We start from the raw sequence: 24285 nt of genomic DNA on the forward strand, positions 1-24285 counted from the left end.
CAGCGTAATCGCAGAAACGCCTGTTACCCTACCGACGCAGTTCTTCCGCCACCGTCGTAAAATAGGTTGGGAACGCCTGAAGCGCCGCCATAATGCGACTGTCAGCGGCGCGGCAGACGGCGCGGACGCGCGCTCTGTCCGTCGCGTCCGGCCAGATAACTCCGAGTGTGCCCGCCACTACGCGGTCCGCGAACCCCGCCTCATACATTGCGATCGCCGATGGAAGCGTCAGGCCGTATTTTACCCGCTTCTGCATAACGCTGAGCGCTAGATGCACGTTACCGTCGATCGGCTCGACAAGGTCGGCGATGGCCGCGACCAGCATCGCTACGTCGTAGCCAAACCCTCCGTCGCCGAGCGACACGGCGTCCTCGATAGTCGGGTTGCGGTTGGTGACCTTGACGCGTGCCTGCACGAGGATGGCCAGCAGGGCGTGGTAACCCCGGCCGTCCACCCAGGCGGCGAGCAACTGAGGCAGGACCGCCCGGTCAGTGAGTTTTCGGATTGACCCATCGCTGGCGTGAGGCAGGATCACCTCCCCGACGATGTCGAGCAGCGTACCGTCGATCGCGGCGTCGCGCATGCGGTCGATGTTGGCTGTGGCCCAGACCTGCAGATCGACGACGACCGCCGGTGGCAGGGGTGATCGGCGGATCAGGCTCTGCAGATCGCCATCCGCGCGCTCGCGTATTGACTCAGCGATCATGCGGAACACCGCAATCAGCGCGGCCCTGACGGCGTCGCCCGCCAGGTGGTAGGCGAGCGTGTTGGTCGCGAGCTCGACCACGCGATCTTCGGCGGCGGGGTCCGCGAAGTCCATGTTGGCCACCAGAAAGGCGGCGACCTGCTGGATGGCGCGGGCGCGCTCTTCGATGAAGGGTCGAAACTGGGCCGCGCTGATGTTGGGTTGGATTGCGATGGCTTCGGCGACGATGGCGTCGATCCGTGCCTGGTCCGCGAACGTGAGATTGAGCCATTCGGCCCGCATCTCCTGCACGACTGGCGCTGGCCCGCGCTGTTCGAACGCGTTGAACAGCTTGAGCAGTCCGCTGCTGCTCGGCTCCGAGTTCGCAGAATCGAGCAGTCGCTTCGCGGCCCGCCACTTCCATCCGTCCTTGCGATCCCCCCGTTCGTCAAAGATCGTTGGTGACGAGAAGATCACGCTGCCCTCTGTATGCATGCCCGCACGGCCGGCCCGGCCCATCAGGTTGTGGAAGTCTCGCACCATGATCGACTCCTTTCCCTGCTGGGTGGTCGTGATGATGAGGTAGCGGATGGGGAAGTTGACGCCCTGGGCGAGGGTGGAGGTGCAGATGACGAAGCTGGCCAGACTGACCTTCATTGCGTGCTCGACGGCGAGGCGAAGCCCATGTGGGGTCGCGGCGTGGTGAGAGAGGATGCCCATCCGGGTGGCCGCAGTCGCCGGGCATTCTCCGAGGTGCAACCCGGCGAGGAACGCAATCTTTCCGATCTCGACCGCGTCGCATGACTCGATCGGACGCGGCACAGCAAGGCCTCGAGCGTATATCTCGATGGCGCGCTTCGTGAGGCTAGTGACGCTGTCTTTGCGTCCGCAGAAGATGGCGACGCTGCCGTTGCCGACCAGATGCAGTCCGAGGGAGAGCCCGATGTCCTTAGCATCGCGGTTCGGAAACACTCGGGGTTGTTCACGTGGTCGCACCGCAAGAGGGGTGGTTGTGATGATCCTCGGCACGAAGTACTCGCTGGTGTCGGGATCGTTCGGCGCCACGTATTGCAATTGGCCACGCGCATGTTGCCAGCTCGCGAATGCAATGCTTTTGACGGTCGGAAGCAGACCCTGACCGCCGACGACAGCGTCGCGATCGCCGATCAGCCATTCGGCGACGTCCGGCGCGTTGCCGATCACCGCCGAGATCAGCATCGACTGCGTGCCCTGCGCCAGCTTCATCCGCAGAGAGGTGAGCAGAAGTTCGTAGGTCGGCCCGCGCGCCATTCCGTCGAACTGGTGGCCCTCGTCGTAGATGATCAGCCCGATCCGGTCGGCGAGCTCGGGCGCGCGCCGCAGCATGTAGAGCAGCTTCTCCGGCGTGACGATCAGAACCGTGTTATGGGCGAAGAGATCGTCGAGTTCGACATCGAACTGGAAAGCATCGCTCGCCTCGTCGAGCGAGATCGCATCGCCGGCGAAGGCGCTGGACAGGTCACCGCGGATGTCGTGGCACAGGGAGCGGTAGGGCGCCACGATGACGGCGAGACTGGCGCGGCCGGAGAGAAACGCGGCCCTGATGATGAGTTCGGTCGCGCGCGTCTTGCCGGCGCTGGTTGGCATCTGGATCACGGCCGACCTGCCGCGCAGCAGCCCGGCGGCGGCGATCCGTTGCTGCGCGGGCCATAATTCGATCGGGAACGCAGGCCTAGCGAGCGCGGGTCGCCATGTTTCGAGGGGTAGGTCCGAGAGAGGGGGAAGCAGAGTTCGAGAGGCGTTCGCGACCTTCAACCGGCTGACCGCGCACACGATGTCGGCGTAAAGCAGGACCCGCGCGTCCCCGGTCGCGTAGGCACGGGACCGCAGCGCCGCGCAGGAAGCGCCGATCTCGTCCGCCCCACCCTCAAGGCGGAAAAACCGACCGAGCGCATCCAACACCGGTGCCGTCACATCGCGCAGGAGATGGGCACCGTCTATTGGGCCCATATTGCCGCGAAGGATCCGGTGGATCATCAACCCGAGTCCGTCGGCGAGCTCAATGCCGGGCGTCTTCATCCGCCGCACGACGACGACCGCGCTGCCGACGTTGCCGCCGATGTAGTAGGCGGCGGCGCAGAGCAGCGACAGCTCCTCCGTCAACTCCACGTCCAAGTCGGCGTTGAGGAACGCGTCGAAGAAATTGGACACGAACCGCAGGGCTTCTGGCACCGGCAGGTCGTGCTGCCAAACGACCGGTCGCGGCTGCTCCCCGTCGACCGCCTCGCCGGCAGGCTGGCGCGCGATCGTCGCGGCCACGTCGCCGAGGATGCCGACCGCGATCGAGAAGAGCGCCGTGGGGTCGCGGGCGGCGATGCCGTCGTCCGCAGCAACACGGAACTCACGCAGCTTCGCCGTTGCCTGCGTGTTCGAGAGGACCAGCCTGGATGTGAACTCAGGCCTCATCAGCGGCCTGTTCGTAGAGGGCGTGGACGAGCCTCATCATCGCCGTTCCGCGGATGACGACGAGTCGCAATCCGGCCGCGTTCCCATGCGCTGAACCATCCACCACCGGAAGGTCGGTCGCGCCGAACACCTCGTTGTCGAGGACGGCGGCGGCTCCGTTCAATCGGACAAAGGGCAGGTCGCTTTCGTTCTGGAATCGCTGCACCCGAAGCGCAGCACCCATGTCGTCGCGGTCGACCATGCGCTGCTTCAAGGCGTTCAAAGTCATAGATTCCCGCATCGCGTCCTTGATGGAGTCCGTGACTGCGTCTTGGAGCCGGTTCGCGGCGGCCCCGGCGGTCAGGCCGGCCTTCGCCTCGACCACGAACATCTCGTCGTTCGGGTTCGCCGCACCGTCGGCCACGAACTTGAAACCGATGATGTCGGCACCCTTGGTGGAATCGTTGCGGTTGAACCGTCCCTTGTACCGGTCGCGGGGGCACCAGTAGCCGCGCTCGAATTCCAGGAAGTCGGCGACAAGTATCTCGGCGAAGTCGCCCGACCGCGTGCTCGGCCCGGGCGCCGCCTTGCCATCGGGGAAGATGGTCCCCCGCATGTATTCCGAGTTTGTCTTGCCCGTGCCTGCGACCATCAAGGGCAGCTTCGCGTCGTCGAGGTATTGCTGCCGGAAGTGCGTTGCCCAGGCGGACAGGATCGCCGCATCGCCGTCAGATTCGAGCGACCAGACCTCGACCTCGTGCCCGCTCGCTACGGCGATGCGTTCGCCGGTATCGCGCAGCCAGTCCATGTGAGCCGGCTTCGTCGCCAATTTTTTGCTCCCAGCTGCTCAGTGTCCGCGCAATCGGCAAGAAAGGCATCGACGGCTCATATATACTGTCGAAGAGCACGTCTTCCTTTGATCTACTACTATTTCGGCGCTGAACAACGTTAGATTGAGCTGTGCTCACAGCTAGTTCGGAGCAAGCCGCGAGAATGCGCCTCGAGTATGCCTCCGCTGCTTTCCGCCCGGCGGGTCGCAACGATGTCTGCTTTGGCAGTGCGGCAGCAGATTAGCGGGCAGTCTGCAATCGGCCCAGTTTCGGCCGGGCCGTGTCGCCTGAATGGACGTCCGCTTTCGAGAAGGGGTCGAACGGCTGTGAACGTCCGCACTTGGGTCTTCGATCATCGGCGATGGCAGGCAGCGGTCACGCCAAAGCGGGATTGCCACCGGTGGAGCGCGGGGCATGGTCATCGGCTAACGGCCTGATCCGGAACCAGAGCGCGTAGAGCGCGGGCAGGAACACCAGCGTCAGCACCGTTCCGCCGAGCGTCCCGCCGATCAGCGTCACCGCCATCGATCCCCAGAAAACCGAGCTGATCAATGGCACGAACGCGAGCACAGCAGCGAGTGCCGTGAGGATCACCGGCCGCGAGCGTTGTACGGTCGCTTCTACGACGGCATCATACGGGTCCATGCCGTCCCTCTCATGGTCGTGGATCTGGCCGATCAAGATCAGCGTGTTGCGCATCAGGATGCCTGCTAACGCGATCAGGCCGAGGATGGCGTTGAACCCGAATGGCTGCCCCGTCATCAGCAGCGTCGGCACGACACCTATCAGCCCCAGCGGCGCCGTCAGCAACACGATCGCCATCGCCGACAGGCTGCGGACCTGCAGGATGATAACGATCATCATCAAAACGATCATGATCGGGAAGATCGGGGCCAGCGCCTTGTTGGCCTTGCCTGCCTCCTCGATGGAGCCGGCCATGTCGATGTGATAGCCGGTCGGCAGTTTCGCGATCAGCGGTTGCAGCTTTTCTAGCATCGCGGTCGAGACGTCGGGGGGCTGCAGGCCATCGGCGATGTCGCCGCGTACGGTAATCGTCGGCACCCGGTCGCGGCGCTGAAGGATCGGGTTCTCCATCCGCACTTCGATTCTGCCGATCTGGCTGACCGGAACGCGTTGCCCCGCACTGCCGGTGAGCGTGTAGTCGCCGATCCGGGCAGGATCGAGTCGATCGGTGCCCGCCGAGCGCGCCACCACGTCGACGGTGCGGATGTCCTCGCGCGCCTGGCTGACGACTGCACCGCTGAGCAGGAACTGCAACTGCTCGGCAACGTCGCCCGACGTCAGGCCAAGCGCGCGCAGCCGGTCCTGATCTAGTACAAAATGCAGCGCAGGCGCGCGGTCGCCCCAGTCGGCGTTGACGGTTCGCATCGACGGATCGGCCTGAAGGATCGCCTGCGCCCTGGCCGCGATCGTGCGGACGGTACCGAGGTCTGGCCCGCTGATGCGGAACGCGACCGGGAAAGGCGAATAGGGGCCAAAGGTCAGTTTGGTCGCACGGACCCGTGCCTGTGGGGCAAGCCCATCCACGGCTGCCTGACGCAGGTTGATACTCAACGTGTCGCGCGCCTCCTCGTCGGAAGTGAGGACGATGATCTTGGCAAAGGACGGGTCGGGCAGTTCCGGTGACAGCGACAGGAAGAAGCGCGGTGCGCCTTGCCCCACGTAACTCGTTACGATCTTCGCCTCCGGCTGGTTGCGCAGCCACGCCTCGACCTGGTTCGCTGCGGCAGCGGTCTGCGCGATCGCGGTGCCCTTAGGCATCTGGACTTCGACCAATACCTCGGGTCGGTCGGACGCGGGAAAGAACTGCTTCTTGACCAGCGCCATGCCCGCGCCGGCGATCAGGAACGCCGCCAGTGTAGCCAACGTGACCAGCAGCTTGCGCCGCACCGCCCACGCGATCACGTCGCGCACCTTCTGGTAGCGCGGGGTCTGGTAGATCGCGGCATGCCCACCCTCAACCGGCTTGATGTTGGGCAGCAGCTTGACGCCCATGTACGGCGTGAAGATGACCGCGACGAACCACGAGGCGATCAGCGCGAAACCGACAACCCAGAAGATGTTGCCGGCATATTCCCCCGCGGTCGATTGCGCGAAGCCGACCGGCATCAGGCCGATCACCGTCACCATCGTTCCCGCGAGCATCGGCGCGGCGGTGTGGCTCCAGGCGTAGGCGGAGGCGCGGATACGGTCGTACCCCTCCTCCATCTTCACCACCATCATCTCGATCGCGATGATCGCATCGTCGACCAAGAGGCCGAGCGCGAGGATCAGTGCGCCGAGCGTGATGCGGTCGAGCGCCCGCCCGGTTGCCCACATCACGACCAGGACGACCGCCAGCGTCAGCGGCACGGCTGCGGCGACGACGATGCCGACGCGCCAGCCCAGGCTTATCAGGCTGACGATCATGACGATCGCCAGTGCTTCGAGGAACGTATGCATGAACTGGTCGACGGATTCGGCGATGTTGACCGACTGATCAGTGACCGGCGTCAGCGACATGCCCAGCGGCAGTTCGGCACCGATGTTCGCGACCTCGTCCTTCAGCGACTTGCCGAGATCGAGACCGTTCCAGCCCTCGCGCATCACAACGCCGAGCAGCAGCGCCGGTTCGCCCTGGCTGCGCACCAAAAAGGTGGCAGGATCCTCGTAACCGCGCTCTACGGTCGCAATCTCGGACAGGCGCAGCGTGTTGCCTCGCGTGACGATCGGCAGGTCTCGGATCTTGGACAGATCGTCGAACGCGCCGTCGAGCCGGACGACGATCTGCTGCCCCTTGCTCTCGATCGCGCCGGCAGGCGTAATGAGGTTCTGCTTGGCCAGCGCGCCAAAGATATCGCGCGGCGAGACGTCGAGCGTCGCCAGCCGCTCCTCCGCGAACTGGACGTAGATGCGCTCCGGCCGTTCGCCGACGATGTTGATCTTGTTGACGCCCGGAACGTGCAGCAGGCGCTGGCGCAGCTGCTCGGCCTCGCGGGCGAGCAACCGTTGCGGCTCTCCTTTCGCCTTCAGCGCGTAGAGCGCGAAGGTGACGTCGGCATATTCGTCGTTGACGAAGGGGCCGACGACGCCCCGTGGCAGACTGGATGCCTCGTCCGACATCTTCTTGCGAGCCTGGTAGAACTCGTCAGCGACCGCGGCCGGCGGGGTGGTATCGCGCAGCGTCAGCGTGGTGAAGGCGAGGCCGGGGCGGGTGAACGTCTCGCTGCGGTCGTACCAGCGCAACTCCTGCAGGCGCTTCTCCAGTGGTTCGGCGACCTGATCCTGCATTTCCTGCGCGGTCGCGCCGGGCCAGGCGGTGACGACGGTCAGCACCTTGATCGTGAAGCTCGGGTCCTCGGCGCGGCCCAGCTTCGAGAAGGCCCCGACACCGGCGAGGATGATCGCGATCAGGAAGAACAACGTCACCGATCGTTCGCGCACGGCCAGCGCGGACAGGTTGAAGCGTCCGGACGTATCCGGCCGATCGTCGGTCCGACCGCTCATCGGACGGCACCCGGCGCCGGGGCGGCAATGCGGACCCGCTGGCCCTGGTGCAGCATGTGCGCGCCGATCGCGACGAACCGCTGGCCCGGCGCCAATCCCGATGTGACCGTGGCCGTTTCCTCGTCGACAGCGGATACCTGCACGGCGTGCCAGGCGACGGTCGGCGTCGCGCCACCGCGCACGATCCATACGCCGGGCCCGCGGCCAGTATCGCGGAGCGCACCGAGAGGTATCTCCATGCCGGCCGATTTATCTGGTAGCGCAAGCGCGATCGTGACCGTGGAACCGAGCGGCGCACGGGCGGCCTCGCCGCCCAGCACATAGCGCGCCTCGAACGTGCGCGACGCCGGATCGGCCGAGTCCGCCAGCTGGCGAAGCGTGGCGGTACCGGTGCTGTCGTCGAACGTCCGTGCGCGCGCGACGGAGTTGAGCGGCGGGCGGAGCGTTTCCGGCAATTGCACCAACGCTTCGCGCGGACCGGACCACGCCACTCGCACGACGATCTGTCCGGCAGCGACGACCTGCCCCGGTTCGGCGAGCGTCTCCACCACGGTGCCGTCGGCGTCGGCCAGCAGAACCGTGTAGTCGGTCTCGTTGCGCGCTACCCGTGCCTGCGCCTGTGCCGCGGACAATTGCGCACGCGCCGAGTCCGCCGCGGCTTTCGCCTGATCATAGGCGGAGGCTGACACCGCGCCTGCGCCGACCAGATCGCGGAAGCGTCGTTCGTCGGCAGCGGTTTGCACCGCGCGGGCGCGGGCCGCGTCGACGGTGCCGAGCGCAGCGCGCGTAGCCAGCGCCAGGTCGGCGCCATCGATACGCATCAGCGGTTGGCCGCGGCGCACGACCTGCCCCGCGTTCACCAGTCGTGCGACGACCTTGCCGCCGACCCGGAAGCCGAGATCGCTCTGCACGCGTGCCGCGACGATCCCCGTGAATTCGCGCAAGGCGTCGTTTGCTGCGGTCGACGTCGTCACGCGTACCAAGGGTGGTTGGGTGCGGGGATCGGGTTTGGCATCGCCGCAACCGGTCAGCACCCCGCCAAGCAGGATCGGGACAGCGATGGCATAGCAACGAAAGCGGTTCGACACGCGGCGGTCCTCCCAAATACGGGAGCGTGCATGCTATCGAGTTACCAATATGTCAACTAGTCACAAACTTCCAATGCGATACCTACGGCGCCAGGCTCCGAAGAATGAGGCTCGTGACCTCGTTCTGCGCCTCAGGCAGCAGGTCCAGATTACGCTCCAGGTGAAGCGGGTCGATGAAGGGCATCATGGCGTAGAAGATCGCACGGCAAGTTTCGTCCAACGGCGTCTTGCGCTCGAACTCCCCACTCTCGCGACCCTCGCGAACCAGATCCTCGACGATCGATCTGAGCGTCGCCGAATAGTATTTCGCAGAATTCCACTGTTCGAGCGCGGAGAGCGCCGCGACCTCGTAGATCTTCCGATCGTCGAAGAACAACGCGACGCTGAGCGCCGTGACGCTGCGGAACATGCGACGAAACCGGTCGGTTGCACTGCCGCCTTCGTCCATCGCCACGCGCGCTTCAGCTATGATCCGGTCCAGACGATCCTTGCAAATCGCCTCGCCGATCGCCTGCTTCGATTCGAAGAAACGATAGATATAGGCTTTCGAGAACCCGATCCCGCGGGCCAGATCGGCCACGGTCGTCTTCTGGTAGCCGTAGCGCGCGAAACACTCGTTGGCTGCGTCGATGATCTGATCGCGCACCGCATGTTCGGCGGGGCCGCGTGCTAGCGTTTCGGAGGTGAGTGCATGGTCCATGAACCCAAATAATCGTGTAGGCGCGCATTGACAACAGGTGACCAATCCGTCCATCGGTAACAGAATTAGTCGGGTTGGGATTTTGAGATGCGATCTGTACCGCATGGGCGAGCGTCGGTTCTTGCACTCCTGTCTTTGTCGGGTTGCGCAGTGGGACCGCGCTATGTCGTACCGGTAACGTCGGCGCCTGCAACCTATGTGGGCGGGGCCGCCGTGGAAGCCCGGCCGGGTCCCGCCGACGCGGCCGACATGGTCAGCTGGTGGCGGACGTTCGGTGACCCTGTGCTCGCAGGGTTGGTCGAACGAGCGCTCGCCCAGAACCTCGACCTACAACAGGCGCGCGCCCGGGTGATGCAGACTCGTGCCGCATTGAAAGGTGCCAACGCTGCCCTGTTGCCGTCAGGTCAGATTAGCGGTCAGGTCGGCGAAACCTACCAATCGCTGGAGACGCCGATCGGTCGGATCGGCAGCGCCTTTCCGCAATTCGAACGCTCGACCGGAACGTACGAAGCGAACCTTGGTGCGAGTTGGGAACTCGACGTGTTCGGCGGACGCGATGCTGCCCGCGATGCCGCGCGGGCGGACTGGGAAGCATCGGCGGCGAGTGCCGTCGCCGCACAGCTGGTCGTCGCGGCGCAGACGGCTGACACCTACATCTCGGTCCGCGCGTTGCAGGCCCGCCTTGATGTCGCGCGCGCGCAGGCGGACACCCAACAGCGCCTCGTCGACCTGATCGCGTTGCAATATCGCAAGGGCTTTGCCGCAGAACTACAGCTCCGCCAGGTCGAAGGAGCGTCGGCGCAGGTACGCGCCAGCGTCCCTGCGCTCCAGAACGAACTGGATATCGCGACGAACGCGCTAGACGTGCTTGTCGGCGTGCAGCCGGGTAGTAGCCGGGCACAGCTCGCCGGTCCCGCTGCGATACCATCCCCTCCCAAGGTATTGACGGCGGGCGGGCCAGCCGCGCTATTGCGACGCCGCCCCGATATCATCGCGGCCGAACGCACGCTGGCGGCGTCGAATGCCCGGATCGGGGCGGCGGTGTCGGAATATTACCCGAAATTCTCGCTCAGCGGTCTGCTTGGCACAGCCACCACGGCTGCGGGTGGCCTGTTCGGCGGCAATGCGACACAGGCCAATGGCGTGCTGGGGCTGCGCTGGCGACTGTTCGACTTCGACCGCGTCGATGCCGAGATCAAGGCAGCGAAAGGGCGCAACGCAGAGGCCTTGGCGGCCTACCGCCTGGCCGTGCTGCGCGCGTCGCAGGATGTCGAGGACGCCTTTTCAACCTTGGTACAACAGGAAACGCGCGCTGCGATGCTGACACAGGGCGAGCAGTCGCTCACTCGGGCCAGGGCGACTTCCGATACGGCATACCGGGGCGGCGTCATCAGCCTTATCGAGGTGTTGGACGCGGATCGGCGCCTGTTGGAGACGCGCGACGGGGCGATCCAGGCGAGAGCAGCGGCAAGTCGCGGCGCGGTCGCATCGTTCCGGGCACTGGGCGGCGGCTGGGATCCTGCTCAAGTCACGACGTCGACCGGCGCCGGCATGATGCTAGCCGGCCAGACTAAGTAGAAGGAGGGAAGACCATGTCATCTGAGGCTGCCGAAGGAACCGATGGACTCACTCAAGTCCGCGCGCTGATCGCGACCGGACGGCAACCGCCGTTAGGCGAAAAACTCGGTATCTCGCTGATCGAAGCGGACCATGGACACGCGGTCTTCGAAGCCACGCCCGACGGAAGTTCCTACAATCCGATGGGTTCGGTTCATGGCGGCTATATCGCGACGATCCTCGACAGCGCCTGCGGTATCGCGGCGCACACGGCACTGAAGCCCGGCTACGCTTATACGACGCTGGAGTTGAAGGTCTCATTCGTGAAGGGCCTTAGCAGCACCAGCGGCACGATCCGCGCTACCGGCCGGCTGATCTCCATGGGCCGTCGCGCCGCCTTCACCGAAGCCACGCTGCACAACGACAAGGGGCAGGTCTGTGCGACGGCGACCTCGACGTTGCTGGTGTTCGAGGTGCCATCCGCAAAATAAGCAATAGTTGGCGCTCCCGAGCTTGATTTGGGACTTTCCCAGATCGCCATTTTCTTCGGGAGACGGGCGGCGATCGGAAATTCGCCGCCCCACGCAGCCTTTGCGGCAATATTAACGAGCGACCGAAGTTGGGTAGCCGAAAGTAGCTCGGGAACGTCCGGTTGTGGGTCGTCACCCCCGCAACTTGACGCGCAGCAGTTCCCAGGATTGTGCAGACGGTTCAGATCAACTCGCGAAGCGTGGGCTTTCCGTCGCGGCAAACGGGGGTCATTCTCGTCATCCAGGTTTCGAACACGTCAATCGCGATCGCCAAGCGCAGCCTGTCGTTCGGTTCGCCTCCTAAGGCCACGCCGGTGAGCGCTGGATCTCCAATCAGCGCGAAGCTGCCAAGCCCGATCAGTCTACCATTGCGAACGTGAACCGTCTGTGCAGCCACGTAGTTACCGACGGACAGCGTCGATCTCTTCCAGAGTTCGGTGCGGCTGTGCAGCAGTGGCGGGACCACCTTCTCTAAACGCCTGTTACGCGTATGAAGAACCATAGTCTCTCCTTCGGCGGTAAATTCCTCATCCTCCGGTGCCCAGAGTTCGAAAGCCAACCGCTGTCCGTCTGAGCGCTGTATGACAAGCGGACCGGAGAAGAGCATGCGGACGGGTCCGCTGGCGTCGTGCTCAATCACAAAATTTAGATAGGTGATCTGAGGCACCGGAACGAAACGCGCGCCGTCAAAATAGACCACTTGGAACCCGGCGCCAAACGCATCTCGCATGCCAAGAAAGCGCTCTTGAGCGAGATGCTGCGCAACCTGTGAGACGGCGCGGAAGCGGCGCAATTCGAGCTTGGTAAACTCGCCCTGGATATCGAGGAGCCTGTCTTCCGTGATCAGGTTGCGCCGCAGCCAGTCAGAGCCGGAGCCGCAGGCGATGACCTGCTCGCCGTCTCCATCTTGAAGAGAGCGGATTCCAGCACCGACCTTGCCTACCTTGTAGGTATGATCGTCGAGCCACGCCACGATGGCGCTCGTGGACTTACCACAGATCGCGCTCCTGCTTGCTAGCCACCCTTCGAGGTCGGCGGGCCTTAGCCCCTTCTTGATCCGGTCCCGGAGATCGACTGCGAGGCTACGAAGCGTCGTTAGCTTGCCTGCCCCCGTAAAGACCGCGCGATCGTCGTCTAGAAGCAACGTCTTCTGCGAGAAGCCAACCGGACGGTAAACCTTGGCACCGGTGTGTGGTCGTATGAAGACGCCCGTGGGCGTGACGTCCACTGTCGGTTGACCCACATGAGAAAGCAGCACGTCGGAGATAACGATGGGCGAGCTCGGCTTGAACAGTGCGGCGAGCGTCATGTTTTCAGTCCCATATACCTGTTCTCGTCCAGCTTTATGAGCTCTCAAACATACGATCCGACCACATGAATGAATGGTCGTTTTTAGGCAACGCTGATTAGACGGCGAGTGACCGGGATTGGGTCACTTTGCTTTGAGCGCCATCTCGGTCGCATCCCTGAGCGCTGCGCGGACCAAGGGAAATGCAATGGCTCGGCCCATTGCTGCTTCATCCGTTAAAAAAACGGTCCGGATGACCCGGCTGCCATGCGGCAGCCGGGTCAGTCAGCTTGAGGTGCATTACTCAGTTCAACACTCATGCTTACGAAGCTGACACTATCGGCGACGTGGCGGGGCACGAGGTACTGCGGCCCCCCATCAGACGTCTCGATCGTGACGAAGCGTGCAAACCGACCATCGTCAATCCATTCCGCTACGTCGAACGCGCACGAGGCAGCTGCCGCCAGCGATACCCGCCGACCCTCCACTCTATCGAACGATAGAATAGCGCCAAGGTCCTCCACCTGCTCTACCAGGTAGGCCGGCGCACCAAACAGATGCGTGAAGCTTGCCTGTTCGATCGGGCCGTCGATATAGTCCTCCATATCGGTCAGCACCTGCGCGATCGGCACACAGGCCCCCTTTGGCAGGCAGGCGCGCATGGCGGCCAGATTGTCGAATACCTTCATGAACATCTCCCTGTTGTCGATACGGGGCGATGATATTGCTGCGGTCAGCAGGGCTGCCGCGGGAGCAACTGGGCCGTCAGGATCGGCACGCAGACCGCCGAGGATGCTGACGCTGGCCCACGGCGCCGAGTTCCACAGATGCCCCGGCCGCTCGCGCGACCGGGGCGCCATCTGATCAGTAGCGCCGGCGGCTGATCGCCAGCATACGCTGAATGCGCGGCATGGCTGCGAGCCGCTCGACGTGTTCGGCACGGTACAACCTGCCCTCCGGCCGCGGCACAGGCTGCAGCCCCTGCCCGGTAGCATACCAACGGAGGAGCAGTTCTTCGGTCACCATCAACAACGCCGCGGTTTCGGTCGCGGTGATGAAGCGGGCGGAGGCGCTGGTGGCGACCAGCGGCCTGTCAGCGGCGCCGGATAGGCACGACTGTACCTTCAGTTCGGGCGTGTATTTGTCGGTATACATAGGTTCTTCCTTGTCGATGGTCGTCGTGCTGGTCGCTGGAAAGATCACTGCGCCGTGTTGGCGCGCAGGCGATCGGCGACGAACGCCGCAACATCCTCACGCAGATAGCGCACTGTGCTGCGGGATAGCTTCGAGTAGCGCGGCCCCTCCCCGGTTATCCGCCAGCGCTCAAGAGTCCGCTCGGTGAGACCGAGCATGGCGGCAACCTCCTGGGGCGTTAGCAGGCGTGGCAGCTGAGCCTCCACTTGATCAATCACCGCCGCGATCGGGTCGGGGACGTTCAGGAGTGAAGTTTCGACGGGTACGATCGAGGGCGGGGTCGCCGAACGCGGGGCCGCGGCCGGCGTCGGCACCTTACGGGTGGCGAGGGCAAACTTGCGTATTTCGCTCATCGGTACGTCTCCAAAAAAGAACGGCCCCGGGATCATCTCCGCAGGGCCGCAAGGTTTTAGGTGGTGGATGCCGATCAGCAATCGGCGGGTAGTGCGAGATTTGCCGCTTCTACGAGCCTCGCTGGGGCGAGGTGCGAATAGCGAGCCGTCATTGCGGTAGAGGCGTGGCCGAGCAGCTGCCCGACCTCGTAGAGGCTGCGCCCCTGCCCCACCAACCTGGAGGCGTAGGTGTGGCGCAGCTGGTGGAGGACGAACCCGGCGTCGATGCCGGCCCGCTCCTTCACCCGAACCCACACCTTCTTCAGATCGCTGATCGGTTTGGCCGGATCGTTCCCTGGAAACACCCACGGGCTATCCCCGGGCGGCAGCCCCCGGAGGATACGGATCGCCGCGTCTGATAGCGGTATGTAGCGGGTACGACCGCTTTTCGACGATGCGGCCGGCACGGTGAGGATGCGCCGATCGATGTCGACGCGTTCCCATCTGGCACCGAGGATTTCTCCCCGGCGAGCGCCTGTTGCTGCCAGCAACGCGATGGCGCAAGCGGCTGTCCGGCTCGGCTCTACCGCCAGCGCCTTGAACAGCGCAACCAGCTCGGCGTCGGTCAGGAACTGCTCTCGTCCCTGCTCACGCCGCATCTGCGCTCGCGTTGCTGGATTCCTACCGTCGTAGATTTCCCAGTGAAGAGCGACGTTGAAGACGCGCTTGATGAAGGCAGTGTACCTGTTGATGGTGGCGCCCGCGAGACCCTCGCGGGATAGCCGTTCTTGCAACTCCGCAACGTCGCCAGGGCGTATCTGATCAAGGTAACGGGAGCCCCAAGCTGCCTTGAGCCGCAGCCGGAAGAAGCTCTCCTGGTCACGGTACGAGCGCAGCTTGTCCTTTACATAGGGCAGATAGCGACCCTCAACGAATTCGCCGAAGGTCGGGATCGCTCGGGAGCGATCACGCTCGGCCGCTGGATCGCCACCGAGCGCAGCCGACGCCTTGATTTCTTGCGCGCGCTTCCGAGCCTGATCGATCGTCACATCGCCGTGGCGGCCGATCCTTACTTCCCGCTGGCGACCGCGGGCGTCGTTGTAACGGCAATAGTAGGTGACTTTCCCGGAGGCGCGAACCTCCATGAGAAAGCCGATCAGCTTGTCGTCGAACAGGCGCAACTTCGCCTTGCCTACCGGTACGGTCGGCGGGTTCGACGCCAAGCCGCGGGTCAACGCGGGCATGACGATGGTCTCCGATGATGGTTGGCGACGCCCGGCGATCAGCGCGGGGCGACAATATACTGTTGTGGGCCGTTGGTGAACTTTGCGGCCGAGGGAGTCAGAACATAGGGCCCGCGTGGATCAGCCAGAGGCCGTCACGGCCCGGCAGATGCGCGCCCAGTTCCTCGTCGGGGCTAGGCGTTGCGATCAGTTCGAGATCGAGTCCGAGCAATTGAGCCGTCGCTGTCCATGCGCCTCTGAGCATATGGTCGAACGGCCAAACAGGCATGAGGAACGCGGGTGATACGTGGCCGCAAGATGCCGGCGCGGCGGAACACATATCGACCGTCGAGCTACCGATCCGCGACCGAAGTCCGCTGATGACGCTACCGCCGACGCCGACGCCGGCTTTAACGCTGAAGCCTGCGACGTGCCCCCGATCGAGGAGGTTGCGTAATGTGCGGTCCAACAACTCCCTTTCCTCCTCTGTGAACGCCGCCGACCACGCCAGCACCTCAGCCGTATGCGCGAAGGCGACGGCCACGATAAGGTCCGAACGAGGCTCGCTCACGACCGCCTCCCATGCCCATGGCGTGCGCCGGGCAAGACCACGACGAGCCGGAACAACGTTAGGGCGACGGTCGGTGCACGATCGTTGGCAGATTGTGGATACCGACGAGCAACACGGCGCAGAAGAGCGCCGGCGGTCGACAACGCGCACCCGGCGGAACGGAACCGGTTCAACATGAGCCATCACCGATGTGCGATAAAGGAACGGGTAGCGGCTTGTCGTCGCGAATGAACAACCACCATCCGTCACTCGCATGTGATACGGCTACGCCTTCCTTGCAGCGCTCTGCAAATATCTCCTCCTCCTCAACCAAATGGTTTATAGCAGCCAACACGTCTCCGGCCGTCTGCACGATAAAGCCAGAACGACTTAGGTATAGCATCAGCTGGCTAGTTTCTTGAGACGTATCTTTCTCATCAAGCTGAACACCGTCCTGACGACGACACAGCTCTTCAAATGTTAGTGATTCATAGATGCGCATGCTTTTCTCCTAGCCACGGCAGGTAAGCCCGGGCACACGAATGACATGCGACTGACCGAACCGGCCGTTACGGCATCAGGTAGCGTGACGACTGCACCGAGTGTTGACACCGGTTGAGAATGTCTTAATGGCGCGTCGTCGGCGTACGCTGCGTCGATCTCTCGCCTTCTAGCGGTGCTCCTTCGGGCGCTTCGACCAAGGCGGAGCATGTCGCGGTCGATGACTGACCGGGGCACCGGCGGCCTCTTGAGGCTTCAACTACCCGCGGCCTTGAGAGGCCGTGCCAACGCCCCTCCAGGGGCCTCGCGATCAATGACCGACTTTGGTTCTGACGCGTACGCCTCTAGGGGCACGACCACCGTGGCCTCATGAGGTCATGGCCACCAGTGGCCCTTCGGGGCCCCGCGATCACGACGGGTCACCGTTCACGACGCGCACGCCCTTAGGGGCACAATCACCCGCAGCCCTACGAGGCCATGGCAGCAGTAGTTCTTCGGGGCTGCGCGTTCACGACAAGTCAACGGTCGGGACGCGTACGCCCTGGCGAGCTCAACCGCCACGGTTCTCGAAGGGCAGCTACTCCCTTGATCCGATTGGCGCTGCCGCAACGGCCCGATCAAGTTCGTCTCGGCGACGCTTGTCGGCACACGGAACGCACCATCGTAATTTGCAACTAAACGGAGTTGACCGACATGACGGAAAATTTTTGTATTGTTGATCCGTATGATGACGATAGCGGTTGGTTAAATGATGATCGCGCCGGCGAGGTATCTGGATCAATTCTCGACCGGATCGCGCAACAGGAGTGGTCACGAGAAAAGTTTGGCGATGATTACGCGCAATCTTTCTTTCCGAAGAAGGAAATGGGCTTCTACATTAATCTGCTCTTCGATCGGCCCTGCATCGATCTGGGGATCGAATTTGATGCCTTTTGGATTCCCGAGAATGCCGTGTCAGCAGACCATTGCGGAGAGCTTCTCTCGATCATTGAGAACCTTTCTGATCGGCGGGCCTTCTATATGGAGGTCAGCATTGAGGAGGACGACGAAAAGCATCCATGGTACAACACGCTGATCGACGACAGCTACCTCGCAAGGTTCATCCCGCTACTCAAGGTAAGCGAAACGACAATTCTATTCCACGCGCCACACCTGTACCAGGCGCTGGATCACCTTTTGGCACTTGAGGGAGTCGCAGCTTTCTTCGCGATGCCGCGCGGGCCTAGCGCCAAATTGCTTCACCTCGCCCGCTTGTGACGGAGCGACGATCGACGACCCATCTGGCGCAGGTGCGATGACCACCTGAGCGGGGGCTCTGGCGGCGCACGATGTCCGGTGCGCCGCCACTCACAGTTGCCACCACAATCAACCGTGCCGGCCGAGGAGCGACAACCAAATGAAGGAAAAAACACTTGAGGCGGATGCCGGCGCCGTATTCGACCTCTTAGAGATCGGCCCGGCCGCCCGGCTCGACCACGTCTCGCCGACTGACCTCGACGCATGCCGTCACGCATTGACGGCCGCTGGCATCCTCAACGCCGCAAGGAGCTTGGCACGTGGCCCTGGGTGGATGGTACTCGACCTCCATCGCGATATAGACGGCGTGACGGCCACGGCAGTCGCGGAACTGCATATCGCACCAGCTGGCGCCGACGCATACCGGATAACCCAGCGAAGCACCGTCCGGCTGCAGCCCCTCGATTACCTCTCGCACTTAAACGGCGGCACCGCGTCAAGGACCACCTATGACGGGAAGACCAACTACATCGGGCCTACTCCTGCCGACACCTGCCATTTGATAGAACACCAGTATCGCTACGCTGCGTCAATGGTTGACGAGCTTTGCCGTTGCCTTGACCAAGCATTGCCCAAACGAGCCGTCACCAGCGAGGTGTCCATGCGCCTGCGGCGGGCCGAGCTGTGCCGCGACAGGACCTCCGACGATCCGCCCGGCGCGGCGCTGCTCCTCTGCCACTCGGTTCCGAAGGGCACTCTTTGGCTGGAGCGCGGTGTCTACCGCGCCGCGGCAGCCGACGAGCGCGGTCACCTAGTGGTACGTTGGTGGCGGAAGCGGAAGGGGGCGGCCTATAAGGTGTATGCCAAGGCCCCCGCTTCGCCGGGGTGCCCCGGCGGGCTGCGTGAGGAGGTGAGCTGCCAGGGGCGAAAAGCGCTTGAGCAACTTGGCTGCCAACTGCGTGCCGAATGGACCGAGGTAGGCGTCGTCGAACTGCTGTCCGGCTTCGCCACTGCGGCGCTGCCCCTCCTCGACACGCTCGACCGCCACGTGACTGAGGTGTTGCACGGCGGCATGCGGCCGTCCGACCTCTTTGCGGCTCTTTCACCGCTGGTCATGCCGATGAGCGGCGCACCTACTGGCGGACGGCCGACATCACCAGAGCAAGTGGCGCAGCTGCGCTACGCATTCGACCGCCTGGTCCTCGCCGGGCAATATCGGGGTAAGGGATTGAAGAAGGGGCTTACTCTGCGCTCAATCTTGGATTCGCTTTGCGGATCGGATGGCCCGCTGGAGAAGCACCCCTCACTCTGTTTTTATGTCGTGAAACCGCAGTTTGTCTCAGCCAACCGCGCACTGGCTCTCGTTTGCGAGTGACGTAGTGCGGAAAGGGTAACGAGGAACGATTGGTCAAAAGGCTATGCCAGGTAACAATGGAGAAGCCGTAAGGTAGAGCAAAGGGACGGCCGACCAAGATACCCTGTAGGAGCCTTTCGGTCGATCAGGTAGCCAGGCCGCCGTAAACGTGACGACGACGATCAGGCGGATAACTCTCGGGTCCGCTAGGCCCAAGCAGGTTGGAAGTGCTCACACTACCCCTTGCGGTGCCGCGGCTGTCAAGGTTTGGGAAGGGTGGATAACATTGGGCGCGGTCCATGAAATGCGTGCCGCAGGCGGTTCATAGGAAGCTAACGGTGCGATCCGGCCTGCCAAGGCCGCGCCGTACGGTACCTCTGGTACCATCTTTCAACCCTTCACGGAAAAAAACAGATAGCCTCCCGTCACACCTTGCGGTCCTATGCGGTACGCGAAATCGACGTTTTGATGTGTCGCAAATTTTTCGTACCGCTCAATTCGTTTTTCATCGCGTACATAGGCCAAGACCACGCCAGCGGCGTAATGGGACTCGTCCTTGTCGATGACCGCGATATCGGCGCGTGCGCGAGACAGTGTTGATTCAAGGTTTTTGATAGTAGCTGCGTGCCATGCTCGCTTGAACTCGAAAGAGTACGATCGCTGTTCGCTAGCGAACCACAAGTCAGCCCGCCCAGGCACCTTCCGCCGCCGATCCGATCGATCTCGCTTCACGATCTCGTATTCGTTCAGTGTCAAAAAATCTTTTCGCGCTGCTGCCGCCGAAAGAAATCCTACCGCTGATACTTCGTTAAAGTCGAATGGCGATTCCTCGATGCGCTCTAAATACCGACCATAAAGCACATCGGCTTCACGCAACCATAGTTCCCAATCCGCCATCAGACCGCGTCGACGTCCATCCGCTGCTATACACTCGAATGTCATCGACGATCTCCGGGGATTTTCCATGTCCGTGATACGTAAAGCTAAGAGCGCCGTCGATTGTATTTTTCAGGACGCTACCCAAACACGTTGGCATTTCCTCTCTTTCCTCCCTCAGATCCTGACGCCCGCAACAATCCCCTAGCCGGCCCCTTGGCTTGCTGCGGGTATCTAGGGTGTATCAGGGCTACTTAGTCGTATGCCCGGTTCGGCACCAACCGCACAAACGGTTCGGAACGTACGAAAAAGGCCTTAAACGGGCTAGAAGGCGAGAGGAGACCTAGACCTTTTAATCAGCGGATCCTTGGCTCGAGCCCAAGTGAGTCCACCATTCTTTCCTCAGCGAAAACAGTCACTTAGCTGCTTCAAACGGCGTCACTGCCTTTGGTTGCCAGCGGGGCCGTAAGTCGGTCGTAAGAGCCAGCATGGCGCGGCTGCCCTATCGGCCGTCCGAGTGACACAAGGAGCCGCGCTCAGGGGCTGGCAAACGCGGCACCGCTACCTGGGTTCGACTTCCACCTCTCCCCCAGCGGAGGGCGCTCGCTAGCTTTTCGGGCCCTCAAGCACCCTGAACCAATCGCGAATCGCCAGCTTGAGCCGATCAACCTCATCCTCGGCCAATACCCCGCAGTGAGCGATGGTGCCCCGTAGCATGTTGAGCGCGTACATGACCCGCGAGACGGCGGACTGGTTGCTCAGCATGCCCGCGAAGTCTGACCAGTTCGCCCGGATGATGTCCCCCAGTTGGCCGAAGGTGGTGTAGTCGATGTCATCCTCGGACCGGACCGACACAGCCGCCTGGGCCTCGCGCTCTCGGTTCTTGCGCACTTCCTCGAGCACCCCCGGCGGTACGCAAGAGTCCCACCATGTCGTGCCGTGCGCGGCCTCCATTGTCTCAACAATCAGACGCCGAATGTCGTTCTCCAGAAGATAGAAGATTTCATAGTAGCGCGACATGTGAGCCGCGTTCTTGCGGTTGGCTATGTCGAACTGCTTGATGAACGGCTCTAGCTGCTCGTCGTCGGCTTGGCTCAAAGCACCTGGACTGCTCGTATCGAACTCTGCGACGGAGGCCCTAAGGCCGGTTTCGATGACCGCGCACTTGAGGACGAACAACTCGATAGTGTGCTCACTCATCCTAGTAGGTTCGCCTTGAGACTTCTGAAAATGGCGTTGTAGACCTCCACGTTAGTCGTCTCAGGCAGGACCACGTTAATGTTGTAAGCTAGTTGAAGCCGACTGCCGGGCGTGCCGTTCTGATCCGCAGGCGGCGTCGGTGGCGTGTCGTACGCTGGAGACGCATCGCCGCCCTCTTCCGCGTTCGCGTCCTCCCTCACCTGCTTGGCGTAGTCTTGAAAAGACTGGAACGTGGTCAGAATGTAGCGAACGATCCCTTCCTTTTTCGGGAGGCCCGTGATCGCCACGATTACATCGACGAGAGCGGGTTCATCTGCTCTGTGAGCATACTGGTTTCGACGAAATATCTCGCCGAAGCCGTTCCGAAGTGCCTGTAGTGCTGCCGCTGCACGGCCAGTGTCGGTCTGAAACTGCGCATACAGTTCGGTGGGTGCACCAGTCTGATTGAGCAGCCCCGTGGCTTTAAGGATGGGGATAATGGGACGCGCCGCTCCACCGGTCGTTCCCATAACCGTGCCTAAGAAGTCGCTCGTGAAGATACTCGGCTTCTCGGAGGTAGGAATCTTCTCCAATACTCGCCGCAGCACGCCGGGACTGGAGGTGTACGGCAAGCCCCCCGGAATCTTCCTGCGAACTGTCTTTTCTGTCGATGGGTGCGCAACTCCGCCTTCATCTGCAGTTGGTGCTTCGGATGCCAAATTCGATCCCCCTCACGTGGGATACTGACTTGATTCCGGTTAGGCGGCAAGTCGCTGCGGATCCCTGAATGGAACAGAACCCGGTTACCGTCCAGGCGCACCAGCGCGCACGCCGTCTGGGGTCTGTATTGAGCGAAGAACCCGCACAACATCGTCACCCAATCGTACAATCAAAGCAGCCTGCTCAATGGGCACGTCGTAACCATGCACAGCGTCATTAGCAGCCGGCAAGATGTCACGAATCGCAGAATGTAGCGCAGGCGGAATCACTTCGGCCCGCGCCAGGAAGTCGGCGGCTCGACCAAGGCCCACGCGATGATCGTCCGTGAGAGGGAACGAAAGCCTTCTCAGTTCTTTTTCGATATCAATCCTGACCCGTGCTAAGGCCAACGTTCGGTCGCTGATTAATAGCTCCTCCGAAGAAGGCTCCCATTTTTCGCGCGATTCGCTCGACTTAACCTCTTCAAAGTCAGCCGTGATAATTTCAGCAATCGAATTGCTAGTTGCCTCTGCGTCAAACCAAATACGTTCTTGGAAACGGCGACGCGAACCAAAAGTCTGGGTTGACAACTGAAGAAACGATGCAGTGAACATTCCCCCAAGCAACCAAAGTACGCCGACGGCATCCTGACTGAAATGTCCACGTATGGCTAAAAAAAGTGTTCCCGCGGCAAGTATCAGGAACAACCAAGATTGAACGAATTGACGCAAAGCGCTACTCATCCGAGCTCTTCCCAAAAATCTGCTTGAAGGTGTTCGCAACAAGCTCCGGAGCTACTGGAGACAAGCCCACTCCTAGGCAAAACAGCCCAACCCCGACCGGGAGGCCAGCAGCTATTACGCCAGCACCAACAACAACACCAGCAAAACTCAGCCCCACCTTAGCTCTTAGAGAAAAGAGTTGGGCTTTCCTCAATGCATTTTTATCTGCAATTACGTCGTCCTGCCGTCGTATCTCTCCACGCACCCGAGCCCATTTCGCAGCCTCTTCCGGAGTTCCAGAAGTTGCAATACGCTCGTCAATGGAAGTCCCCGCTGTAATTCCGGGCGGCTGTGAAGCCGCGACCGGGAGGTGACGAGATTTTTCCTCCTCCACATCAAACCGCAGTCGCGCGAGTTCTTCCCGCAATTCACGGTAATCGGTGCTCTGGCCAGCGCCTGGTGAGGGATTATCGTCCACGCCGCCGGGATGGCACTGGTGATGACGCTTCGCAAGCCAAACTCTGTGGTCGCGAAGCGTACCTCCAGCCGGGAAGCCTACTCACAAGAGCGCTATGTCTAAGAGTCCCACACATGTTCTTTGTGCCAACGCCCGACCAAGAGGAGCAGGACCTCGCCGTCGCGTCGGTCGAGCGTCCCCGCGTCCATCATCGCCCGCCACGCCAGCGCGAGGTTCTCCAGCGAGCCGTACTCGCGCTCGAACGGCGACAGCACCGGGGCATCGGTGCGCTCCAGCCGCCCGACCCGCGCGAGCATGGAACGTACCCGCGCCACGTCAGTCGGAGACCACGGGAATGTCGCGGCGGTCCGGTTCCTGGGCGGCCGCCTTCGCCTTGGCGCGCTCCGCAAAGCGGTCGAGCGACCGCTGGTTTGTGTCGAACAGCGAACGCACGGGAAGCTGGGGGTCCAACAGGCTCCCGACGTGTGCCAACAGAGGGCGTATCCGGCGGGCCATGCTACGCTGCCACTATACGCAACTGCACCAACACCTCGTGAGCGTCGGCACGGACGACGGGGTCGTCGCAGTCCCGCATGATCCGCGCCAGCATGCCGGCTACGTCCCGTCGAAGCTCGCCGCGTTGGTGGTCGGTCAGATTGGCGAACGCCCGCTGGGCCTGCTCGGTGCGGAGTGCATGGGCACCCGTCAACGGTACGACGTAAAGCGGGTACACCATCTGAGGGGCCATCTCGACCGCTCAGTTCACCGCGGCCTCGAAGTTCTCGACAGGCTCCAACGGCCCCTCAAATATCTTCCGGTGCACGCCGTCCTGCGACGGGCCGAACCAGACGACGTGCACGTGCGTGTCACCTGCTTCCGGCTCATCTATGACCACGCGGTTGTCTCCGCACTTGATGATTGGCATCACGGCATCTCCCTGCTGATTGATTTCTGACGGCGTTTGGTCACGGTTGCATCGCCTCTAGCGCGGCGCCCTGTCTCGCCCGAAGCTCAAGCCGTCGCCAACAGCGTCGTCGAAGCCTTGCTATCTGTCGGCATGTTCGATGCCCGCGGCATCGATAGCAATCATGCCATTCGGCGCGAGCTTGACGCGATGCGTGGCCCCGATGGTCCGCTAGACAAGCATGACCGCCGAGCCATCTACTATCTCAAGCCGACGTTCGCGCGGGCATGCGCCGTAATGCGTTCGCAGGTTGTGAACTGACGAGCATACCGTCCGCTTGCGGAAACCCTGTAGGAGAGGCTCAGCCGGATGCCGGTTGGGCCTTTTTCTTGATACCGCTCTAGGAGGGCTGCCGATCAACGTCGCCAACGGCGAGCAGGCCGGTTTTG

General features: G+C 62.5%; 25 protein-coding genes. 5 read left to right on the forward strand and 20 right to left on the reverse strand.

Annotated elements, in window-relative coordinates:
* Positions 1-28 precede the first annotated feature (28 nt).
* The 5 genes from O6W96_RS05410 to O6W96_RS05430 all read right to left on the reverse strand — a co-directional run bounded on the left by O6W96_RS05410 (position 29) and on the right by O6W96_RS05430 (position 9234).
* Positions 29-3130: a DEAD/DEAH box helicase gene (locus O6W96_RS05410; RefSeq protein ID WP_353468636.1), complete on the reverse strand. Its 3102-nt coding sequence runs from the start codon at positions 3128-3130 to the stop codon at positions 29-31.
* Positions 3120-3938: a virulence associated protein gene (locus tag O6W96_RS05415; RefSeq protein WP_353468637.1), complete on the reverse strand. Its 819-nt coding sequence runs from the start codon at positions 3936-3938 to the stop codon at positions 3120-3122. Before O6W96_RS05415 ends, O6W96_RS05410 begins: the two co-directional genes overlap by 11 nt.
* A 376-nt stretch (positions 3939-4314) precedes the next feature.
* Positions 4315-7446 (reverse strand): efflux RND transporter permease subunit, encoded by a 3132-nt coding sequence (locus O6W96_RS05420; RefSeq protein ID WP_353468638.1) that lies wholly within the window; start codon positions 7444-7446, stop codon positions 4315-4317.
* Positions 7443-8534, reverse strand: a complete 1092-nt coding sequence (locus O6W96_RS05425) for an efflux RND transporter periplasmic adaptor subunit (protein WP_353468639.1) — start codon at positions 8532-8534, stop codon at positions 7443-7445. Before O6W96_RS05425 ends, O6W96_RS05420 begins: the two co-directional genes overlap by 4 nt.
* A gap of 82 nt (positions 8535-8616) precedes the next feature.
* Positions 8617-9234, reverse strand: coding sequence for a TetR/AcrR family transcriptional regulator (locus O6W96_RS05430; RefSeq protein WP_353468640.1), 618 nt, complete (start codon positions 9232-9234; stop codon positions 8617-8619).
* A gap of 87 nt (positions 9235-9321) precedes the next feature.
* On the opposite strand from O6W96_RS05430, the gene O6W96_RS05435 reads away from it, so the two are divergent.
* Entirely contained in the window at positions 9322-10812 is a 1491-nt protein-coding gene (locus tag O6W96_RS05435; RefSeq protein ID WP_353468641.1) for an efflux transporter outer membrane subunit, read from the forward strand.
* 14 nt (positions 10813-10826) lie between these two features.
* Complete coding sequence (locus tag O6W96_RS05440; protein ID WP_353468642.1) at positions 10827-11282, forward strand: PaaI family thioesterase; 456 nt, start codon at positions 10827-10829, stop codon at positions 11280-11282.
* Between the two features lie 220 nt (positions 11283-11502).
* Here O6W96_RS05440 and O6W96_RS05445 read toward each other — a convergent pair whose 3' ends face one another.
* The 7 genes from O6W96_RS05445 to O6W96_RS05475 all read right to left on the reverse strand — a co-directional run bounded on the left by O6W96_RS05445 (position 11503) and on the right by O6W96_RS05475 (position 16410).
* On the reverse strand, positions 11503-12630 hold the full coding sequence (locus O6W96_RS05445) for a hypothetical protein (protein ID WP_353468643.1): 1128 nt from the start codon (positions 12628-12630) through the stop codon (positions 11503-11505).
* 260 nt (positions 12631-12890) lie between these two features.
* Positions 12891-13298 (reverse strand): hypothetical protein, encoded by a 408-nt coding sequence (locus O6W96_RS05450; protein ID WP_353468644.1) that lies wholly within the window; start codon positions 13296-13298, stop codon positions 12891-12893.
* Between the two features lie 175 nt (positions 13299-13473).
* On the reverse strand, positions 13474-13764 hold the full coding sequence (locus O6W96_RS05455) for a hypothetical protein (RefSeq protein WP_353468645.1): 291 nt from the start codon (positions 13762-13764) through the stop codon (positions 13474-13476).
* Between the two features lie 44 nt (positions 13765-13808).
* A complete protein-coding gene (locus O6W96_RS05460; RefSeq protein WP_353468646.1) occupies positions 13809-14237 on the reverse strand; it encodes a helix-turn-helix transcriptional regulator in 429 nt (142 codons plus the stop codon).
* Entirely contained in the window at positions 14231-15379 is a 1149-nt protein-coding gene (locus tag O6W96_RS05465) for a site-specific integrase (RefSeq protein ID WP_353468647.1), read from the reverse strand. Before O6W96_RS05465 ends, O6W96_RS05460 begins: the two co-directional genes overlap by 7 nt.
* Before the next feature lie 97 nt (positions 15380-15476).
* Entirely contained in the window at positions 15477-15929 is a 453-nt protein-coding gene (locus tag O6W96_RS05470) for a hypothetical protein (RefSeq protein WP_353468648.1), read from the reverse strand.
* Between the two features lie 169 nt (positions 15930-16098).
* Positions 16099-16410: a hypothetical protein gene (locus O6W96_RS05475; protein ID WP_353468649.1), complete on the reverse strand. Its 312-nt coding sequence runs from the start codon at positions 16408-16410 to the stop codon at positions 16099-16101.
* 683 nt (positions 16411-17093) lie between these two features.
* On the opposite strand from O6W96_RS05475, the gene O6W96_RS05480 reads away from it, so the two are divergent.
* Both O6W96_RS05480 and O6W96_RS05485 read left to right on the forward strand, forming a co-directional pair.
* Complete coding sequence (locus O6W96_RS05480) at positions 17094-17666, forward strand: hypothetical protein (protein ID WP_353468650.1); 573 nt, start codon at positions 17094-17096, stop codon at positions 17664-17666.
* A gap of 139 nt (positions 17667-17805) precedes the next feature.
* Positions 17806-19020, forward strand: a complete 1215-nt coding sequence (locus tag O6W96_RS05485) for a hypothetical protein (RefSeq protein WP_353468651.1) — start codon at positions 17806-17808, stop codon at positions 19018-19020.
* 369 nt (positions 19021-19389) lie between these two features.
* On the opposite strand, the gene O6W96_RS05490 is transcribed toward O6W96_RS05485, so the two are convergent.
* From O6W96_RS05490 to O6W96_RS05525, 8 genes are all read right to left on the reverse strand, one after another.
* Complete coding sequence (locus O6W96_RS05490; protein ID WP_353468652.1) at positions 19390-19875, reverse strand: hypothetical protein; 486 nt, start codon at positions 19873-19875, stop codon at positions 19390-19392.
* 606 nt (positions 19876-20481) lie between these two features.
* A complete protein-coding gene (locus O6W96_RS05495; RefSeq protein WP_353468653.1) occupies positions 20482-21075 on the reverse strand; it encodes a Swt1 family HEPN domain-containing protein in 594 nt (197 codons plus the stop codon).
* Positions 21072-21773, reverse strand: a complete 702-nt coding sequence (locus O6W96_RS05500; RefSeq protein WP_353468654.1) for a DUF5343 domain-containing protein — start codon at positions 21771-21773, stop codon at positions 21072-21074. Before O6W96_RS05500 ends, O6W96_RS05495 begins: the two co-directional genes overlap by 4 nt.
* A gap of 84 nt (positions 21774-21857) precedes the next feature.
* On the reverse strand, positions 21858-22496 hold the full coding sequence (locus O6W96_RS05505; protein WP_353468655.1) for a hypothetical protein: 639 nt from the start codon (positions 22494-22496) through the stop codon (positions 21858-21860).
* Entirely contained in the window at positions 22489-22953 is a 465-nt protein-coding gene (locus O6W96_RS05510) for a hypothetical protein (RefSeq protein ID WP_353468656.1), read from the reverse strand. The genes O6W96_RS05505 and O6W96_RS05510 overlap by 8 nt, the downstream gene beginning before the upstream one ends.
* Before the next feature lie 98 nt (positions 22954-23051).
* Complete coding sequence (locus tag O6W96_RS05515) at positions 23052-23249, reverse strand: hypothetical protein (RefSeq protein WP_353468657.1); 198 nt, start codon at positions 23247-23249, stop codon at positions 23052-23054.
* A 200-nt stretch (positions 23250-23449) separates the two neighbouring features.
* The gene (locus tag O6W96_RS05520; RefSeq protein ID WP_353468658.1) at positions 23450-23668 is read right to left on the reverse strand and encodes a hypothetical protein; all 219 of its coding nucleotides are present in this window, start codon (positions 23666-23668) and stop codon (positions 23450-23452) included.
* A 21-nt stretch (positions 23669-23689) separates the two neighbouring features.
* Positions 23690-23857 carry a hypothetical protein gene (locus tag O6W96_RS05525; RefSeq protein WP_353468659.1) on the reverse strand — a complete coding sequence of 56 codons (168 nt, stop codon included), beginning with the start codon at positions 23855-23857 and terminating at the stop codon, positions 23690-23692.
* Positions 23858-23989: 132 nt separating this feature from the next.
* Here O6W96_RS05525 and O6W96_RS05530 point away from each other — a divergent pair, with 132 nt between their 5' ends.
* The gene (locus tag O6W96_RS05530; RefSeq protein WP_353468660.1) at positions 23990-24157 is read left to right on the forward strand and encodes a hypothetical protein; all 168 of its coding nucleotides are present in this window, start codon (positions 23990-23992) and stop codon (positions 24155-24157) included.
* The last annotated feature ends 128 nt before the right edge of the window (positions 24158-24285 follow it).

Origin of the sequence: Sphingomonas faeni, assembly GCF_040407495.1 — a bacterium.
GTDB classification, from domain to species: domain Bacteria; phylum Pseudomonadota; class Alphaproteobacteria; order Sphingomonadales; family Sphingomonadaceae; genus Sphingomonas; species Sphingomonas faeni_D.